Origin of the sequence: [Phormidium] sp. LEGE 05292 (assembly GCF_015207735.1) — a bacterium.
In the GTDB taxonomy this organism is placed as follows: domain Bacteria; phylum Cyanobacteriota; class Cyanobacteriia; order Cyanobacteriales; family Aerosakkonemataceae; genus Floridanema.
In genome coordinates, this window is the sequence record NZ_JADEWG010000240.1 from 1 (window position 1) to 6,708 (window position 6,708).

The 6,708-nt window shown below is 37.6% G+C and carries 7 protein-coding genes; 2 read left to right on the forward strand and 5 right to left on the reverse strand.

What is annotated here, in order from left to right; genetic code table 11:
* From IQ264_RS30825 to IQ264_RS30840, 4 genes are all read right to left on the reverse strand, one after another.
* Positions 1-642 (reverse strand): DUF3326 domain-containing protein (locus IQ264_RS30825; RefSeq protein ID WP_193986252.1); only part of this gene is annotated, 642 nt, incomplete at its 3' end.
* A gap of 2 nt (positions 643-644) precedes the next feature.
* Complete coding sequence (locus tag IQ264_RS30830) at positions 645-836, reverse strand: hypothetical protein (protein ID WP_193986262.1); 192 nt, start codon at positions 834-836, stop codon at positions 645-647.
* A gap of 6 nt (positions 837-842) precedes the next feature.
* On the reverse strand, positions 843-1,169 hold the full coding sequence (locus IQ264_RS30835) for a 2Fe-2S iron-sulfur cluster-binding protein (RefSeq protein ID WP_193986264.1): 327 nt from the start codon (positions 1,167-1,169) through the stop codon (positions 843-845).
* Between the two features lie 315 nt (positions 1,170-1,484).
* Positions 1,485-2,747, reverse strand: coding sequence for an NACHT domain-containing protein (locus IQ264_RS30840; protein ID WP_193986265.1), 1,263 nt, complete (start codon positions 2,745-2,747; stop codon positions 1,485-1,487).
* A 429-nt stretch (positions 2,748-3,176) separates the two neighbouring features.
* Here IQ264_RS30840 and IQ264_RS30845 point away from each other — a divergent pair, with 429 nt between their 5' ends.
* Complete coding sequence (locus IQ264_RS30845) at positions 3,177-3,665, forward strand: DUF2887 domain-containing protein (RefSeq protein WP_193986266.1); 489 nt, start codon at positions 3,177-3,179, stop codon at positions 3,663-3,665.
* A gap of 105 nt (positions 3,666-3,770) precedes the next feature.
* Here IQ264_RS30845 and IQ264_RS30850 read toward each other — a convergent pair whose 3' ends face one another.
* Positions 3,771-4,826 carry a hypothetical protein gene (locus IQ264_RS30850; RefSeq protein ID WP_193986267.1) on the reverse strand — a complete coding sequence of 352 codons (1,056 nt, stop codon included), beginning with the start codon at positions 4,824-4,826 and terminating at the stop codon, positions 3,771-3,773.
* A gap of 213 nt (positions 4,827-5,039) precedes the next feature.
* Between IQ264_RS30850 and IQ264_RS30855 the strand changes: the two genes are divergently transcribed.
* A complete protein-coding gene (locus IQ264_RS30855) occupies positions 5,040-6,410 on the forward strand; it encodes an NB-ARC domain-containing protein (protein WP_193986268.1) in 1,371 nt (456 codons plus the stop codon).
* Positions 6,411-6,708 lie beyond the last annotated feature (298 nt).

The window sequence follows — 6,708 nt, forward strand, 5'->3', positions numbered from 1 at the left end:
GGCGTGGGCGCAGGGGATTTGAAATGTTCTCACTATTAGATGGCTGATAACGGCTTCGGCACCTGCGATCGGATCTATGCCTTTGCCTTGGCGGTAGTTGTCTTGGGCTAAGTTTTCGATGTCTTCGGGGAAACGGGCGACTACTGCGATCGCTTGTGCCCGTGCTTGACTAATCAATTTTTCCGCTGCTCTAAGTAAACTATCTGGGTTAGCGATCGTTCCCCATGATATCCCCGATCGAGAAATTCGCAATTCCACACCTAAAGGTGCGTCGGTAACTATATATTCAGTAAGATTTAATCCTAAAGTAGCTCTAGCAGCATCAGCTGCTTGTAGCTGTCTGAGTCGGAGTTCTGGTTCGATGGCGCGATCGAGAATTAACCCAACTCGGTTTTGATGTACTGGGCTTAGTCCCCAAATTCCTGCGGCGAACCGATCTAAAGCGTAGCCTTCGACGTAGAACGCATTAGGCAAAGGCCAATATAACATGGCTCCGTTGAGGACGTTGGGATGGGCGATCAGGCGATCGCATACAGAAGCGATCGCCCGCGCCACTGGTAAAGCATCCCCAGCATAGCCACCAATTGCTGCCCCAATTCCTGTAGGGACAAGCAATACAACTGTATAAGGACGCTGAAACAATGTTAGACTTTCTCTGATTCAGTGGTTGTAGTGACGATCGCTTCGACAGTCGCTTTCTGTTCTGTAACATCTACATTAGTAATTGCCCAACGTAGAGGTTCCCCACGTTTTTCTAACTCTGCAACAACTTCTTGATGCAGTTTAGCAGGAGATTCTTGCAGATCAATTTCGGCGGTGATAAAGTGCGTAGTCATTATTTTCTATTTCTTCTGTGGCTGTCCAAATTGTAAGTCATAAACTTCGTCTTCTTTCTCAGTCACAATTTTTAAATCCGATCGTGGATAAGCAACACAAAGTAAAACATAACCTTTTGCCTGAAGTTCGGGACTAACGCCCATTCCATCCGCCTGATCCACTTCTCCAGATAAAATTTGCCCTGCACAAGTAGTACAAACTCCAGCATTGCAAGAACTTGGCAAGTCTATGCCCGCAGCAGTAGCAGCGCGAAGAATCTGTTTATCTTCTGGTACTTGCAGAGTATAAGTCTCGCCTTGGTGTTGAATTTCAACAGTGTAAGTTTTGGTCATTGGATAAATTTGACAATCTTTTTATTATTGACAGGGTAAGTTTTACCCCAAACAAGAATTTTACCCTGGTTTTGGGGACTAGGTACTGGGGATTTGGGACTGGGATTTGCGATCGAGCAAAAACTTCATTCCTCTACTACATATACACCTCTCCCATACTCATGGTGATAAGCAAAGTAGGGACACGGCATAATTAAGATTATTTGTTTTTCCCATTATCTCTCCAACGCCGTGTCTCTACTTAGTCGATTCAGGAATCCTAGTCCCCAATCCCAAAAACTAGAGTTTTCCACCACAAGTAAAAGAAAGCCTACATCACATTTTGGCAATGTGTTCTTGTAACATTTCATGAACAAACCGATATTTATTACCAACTTTTTGCAATAAAAAACGCTCGCTGGCATAGTTGTAAAACTGGGAATAGTTCCGGGGAATACATTTATTTTTGCTGAGAATTTGGCGTAAAATCACCTTTTTCATGCCCATAATTCCGCCTAACGTTAAAATCATCCCTATTCGATATAAAGACCTTTGACCAGAAGTTTGCAGCCAAGTTTGGTCTAATTGATCAGGCGAAACTTCCGTTTCTTTCGCTGCATTCATTTTTCGGGCTAAATAAACTAACCAAGGTCTAGCGTTTTCTGGTCTTGGTTCCTTTCCTTCACGATAGTAAAGAGATTTCAGATTCCAAGTTAACATTCGCCGGATATAAGCATTGAACAAATATTCTCGTCTTTCTTGATCCGAATTCAGCCGTTTCCAAGCTTGAATTAGCAACTCTTCATAAGCCAAAATCATGATATTTAAGAATAGAGGAATTTTGGCTAATTCTAGAAATTGTGGTTCCTCTTTGAGGACTTCCCAGAGTTCTTTACTTCTACAAGTAACCAAATATTTTTGTACCTGCTGTTCATGCAAAGGATGTAAAAAAGTAGCGCCATGTAAACGTAGTTTAGTCCGGCATTTTTTGTAATCTTCCAACTTTGTGCAAACCGCCATACTTTTCGGGCGATTTTCAGAAATTAGCCATTGATTGATTGCTCTGAGACATAACTCCTGTTGTCCTAAATCTAGTTCATCTAGTCCGTCTAGCAAAGGCAGAATTAGTTGATTGTTAATAAATAATTTGATACTACTCAGGGAAATATCGTATTTAGATTTTATTTGGGTAATTAGCCAATCAGGAATAGTTTGTTTGCTATTTTTCCACGATCCAAAGTTCAAAATAACCGGAACAGGTTGTTCAAAATCAGCTTGAGCAATTTCTACCAAATCTTGTGCTAATTCTAAAAGAGTGGTAGTTTTCCCCGCACCTTGGCTACCCAAAATTAGTAATTTGCCACTACTCTGTCTAAATACTTGAGCAATGGTGATTTGTGGTGATAATCTAACAGTTGGACGTTTGCCAATTTTGACATCTACATCCCAAAGTCGCTGTATTTCTTGCGGTTTTTCTGGTTTGAGGATGTGAATCTGGATGGCTTTGTGCAATGATTGTTCCAGCCGTGCGTGAACTTCAGTGTTGACGGCTTCTAGCAACTTATTGCGATCGCGAACGCTTTGCTTAGAATGTTTCATTGCGGTAAGCTGGTGATAACAGGGAACAGTTTAAGGTAAAACTTAGGGATATTTTGCCATGAGTTATCCAAAATGTTACTACCTTAGTCAAAATTAATTTACTCCGATCGATGCGTTCCTGATCATACAAGTGATAAGTAACACTTTTCTTCCTTGCCCAAGCCTCCGATCAGGATAAATATTTAATAGACTTCTCCAGAAACTAAAGAATACTTGTAGAGATGTTATATATAACGTCTCTACAATATAGAACTCTGTATGCGATCGTACCCACACAAGCCCTAAATAAGTAAAAAATTGTAATCCTTTGACCTGTGAGTGTGATAAATTCTACTTCATATACTAAACTTTTTTAATTTAACCATAGATGAAAACAGATCACATCTTTTATCGCATTTTCAAAGAGTTACCCCAAACTTTCTTTGAGTTTTGAGAGAATCACCGGAACTAGTAAACGATTACCGTTTTGATTCAGTAGAATTGAAACAAACTGCTTTTAGAATCGATGGTGTATTCTTACCCAAAAGCCCCGAAAACCCGATTTATTTCACCGAGGTACAATTTCAAAAAGATCCAAAAATTTATCTGCGTTTATTTTCCGAAATTTTTACCTATCTCAGAGACAATGACCCCGCTTTAAGGTGGCGTGCTATGATTATTTTCAGGAGTCGTAGCATTGAACCGACAGCCAGACAAAGAAAGTCTGTTCAACCGTTATTAGATTCTACCCTAGTGAAGCGCATCTATTTGAATGAAATAGAAGTCAGTGAAACCACTCCTTTAGGTGTGCAAATCATTCAATTAGTTGTTGCAACAAAGAAACAACTTTTAGAGATAGTAATTAGGTTAATTGCCCAAGTCAAACAACAATTTGCCGATGAACCTTATCGATTACAGTTTACTGAAGTAGACTGGTAGAAAATAGAAGTCCGTTAAAACGGACTTTTGCTATTAGCCTGCGATTCAAATCGCAGGCGGGTCAAAACGTAGGTGCAAGATTTAGTTGTAGCTAATTAACTACTTTTAAGCAGGAAAAATCGACTGCAAAAGACTAGTCTTAATTGCTTGTTCTAGTTCATTAACAGCAGACATTACACTATGCTCAGGATCACTTAAAAGAGATTTTTTCAGATTATGTAAATATTCGACTAAATCTTCACGCAAACGTGGTTTATTGTCTTTAACTCCATTAGTATAGTCCCAATAATCCCAAGCAATCAAAACGATCGCTACTGCGGGATCAATCATACTCCCTACTTTAACAGAAATAGCAGCAATAGCTTTACTACTTGCTTTAGCAGCAAATGTAGCAGCAATTTTAGCACTTCCAGTTGCAGTCATAGCACCTATAAATGTTACTACAGATACTTGATTTCCTTGCTCATTCTGTAACCTAATATTAATACTTTTTAAATATTTATCCCAGTCAGTTTGGGGGATTTTATACTTTTTAGGAAAATCGTTAAATTCTTGAGAAATTTCTTGGATATAAAATTCTAATGTATTCATCACTATTGTATTAAATTTTATTTCTGCTGATTCTCTTTGTAATACTCGTTTAGCAAACTCTCTTTGAATTTCATCATTTATTTTTTGAGCAATTTTATCATTCACTATACTCTGGTTAAACCCATTCATAACATTCTCTCCTATATACTGAGAGACCACAGTAAATTCTCGCTTTTTTTGATTAAAGTAACTGAAATACCAATTTAAAAAATCATTATCAATTCGTCTTATTAATTCTGTTTCCCATTTATTTAATTCATTTTTAGCATATTTTTCAGCACTTTGATGTGCAATATTTAGAGCTTTATTTACAGCAGCCTTTTCCCCATAAAAAGCGATAAGAGGTTGAGTAATTTTTATGGATTGAGAAGAGGTTAACTCTGCCGCCAAAGCCCTACTGATAATTAATTGTCCCAATAATGGAATCAATACAAGTAAAACTACAATAGACCAAATTATGATACTAACTATCTTAATTTTTTTTCCTAACCCCGAAAGTTTAGTAATCTTTTCAGTATTTGTAGAAGTAAAATTAGAATCTTCTGTTTTGTTAGTGCTATCGTCAGACATAATGATTTGGTAATTGTGGATTTGATTGGAAACAGCATAATCATAACCTAATTAATAATTATCAAAGAACCATACTTATGCAGTCAATAGTTACTTAGTGGGATAAAGTAGGCAAAATGCTTATTTTGATTGTGGTAAAATGTGGGAGTGAGTTGGTCAAGTAGGGAAATGTGGTATAAAGTGGGATATCAAATAATAAATATTCTTTGACCTATGGAAATTGAAGAAGTATTAAAATGGACTAATGAAGAAGTATTGGCTAAAACAGGAAGGCATCTCGATTCTTTACAAAAATCTATATTAGAAGGAGTTTGGCAACATCAAAATTATGAAGAAATAGCAAAAAATAATCACCGCAGTTACGATCATGTGAAAAAAGAAGCATGGAAATTATGGAAACTTTTATCTGATGTGATTGGAGAAGATGTTAAAAAATCTAATGTTTGCTCTTTGTTAGAACAGGCTGAACTGTCTAATATTTCCAGTGTTCTTGATTGCGTACAAATAGGGGTAGGGAATGGTAATATCAATATCTGCGGTGAAAATAACCGATCGCACTCTCCCCCCCAAACTCCTGACAAAAAAGATCGACCGCCAATCATCAATTTAACAGAAGCACCAGAACTAACTAACTTTTACGATCGCACCATCGAACTCTCCACCCTCAAACAATGGATATTAGAAGAAAACACTCGCTTAATTACAATATATGGATTAAGTGGAATTGGTAAAAGTGCGCTCGCCCTCAAACTCATTGAACAAATCCAAACAGAATTCGATTATATTATTTGGCGACCTCTCAATAATCTTCCCCCATTTTCCACCTTACAAACTGAACTAAAACAATTCTTTTCCCAACCCCAACAAACCCCATTACCCACAGTTATTAATTATTTTCGCACCTCTCGCTGTTTAGTAATTCTTGATGATGTGCAAAGTATTTTTAAAAGCGGTCAGATAGCCGGACATTATTTACCAAGTTATGAAGATTATGGCAAATTCTTTAAACAAATAGCCACATCATTTCACTATAGTTGTTTAATCCTGCTGAGTTGGGAAAAACCTAGAGAAATTACTGCATTAGAAGCAGAAAACCGACCTGTACAAACTTTACATTTGCAAGGATTAAGAGAACAAGCAGAAGAAATATTGCGAGAAAAACGATTAATTAATGAAGATAAATGGTCAGAATTAATCGCAATTTATCAAGGACATCCTTGCTGGTTAAATATTATAGCAACAATAATTATCGAACTATTTAACCGTAGCGTTGACCAGTTTTTAGGACAGAATGATGTATATTTAGGTGACATAGAGCCACTATTAGAAACTCACTTAGAACGTTTATCCCAATCAGAAAAGAAAGTGAGTTATTGGTTAGCAAATCAAGCTGAAGCCGTAGATATTTCCCAACAACCTGCTAATCTTGAATTATCGAAATCGGAAATTTGGCAAGCTATCCAATCTTTAGGGCGACGCAGCTTAGTTGAGAGAGTAGAAGTTGGAGAGCGATCGTACTTTCAAATCAATCCCATATTCCAACAATACATCCAATCCCAAAAACTATCCGCCTCCCCACAGTAAATCCATATCTACATTAATCTTTCATAATTCATCCTCTGCGATCGACAAATTGTACTCTTCATTCAATTAGCGATAAGAATTGACGCAGCTGTAGGGACACGGCATCAACCATTCATGTCGATAATCCAAAATTTTAATGATGCCGTGTCCCTACCATTCAACGAAAACCGCAAAACAAAAAAGCGCCCTCTTTGCAAGAAGACGCTTTTTTGTTAAATATTAATTATCGACAAACCTTAGCCATTGATCGCAGGAGCGCTCAAAGCAACAGGAGCAACTTCAGCAGAAGCCAAGTCGA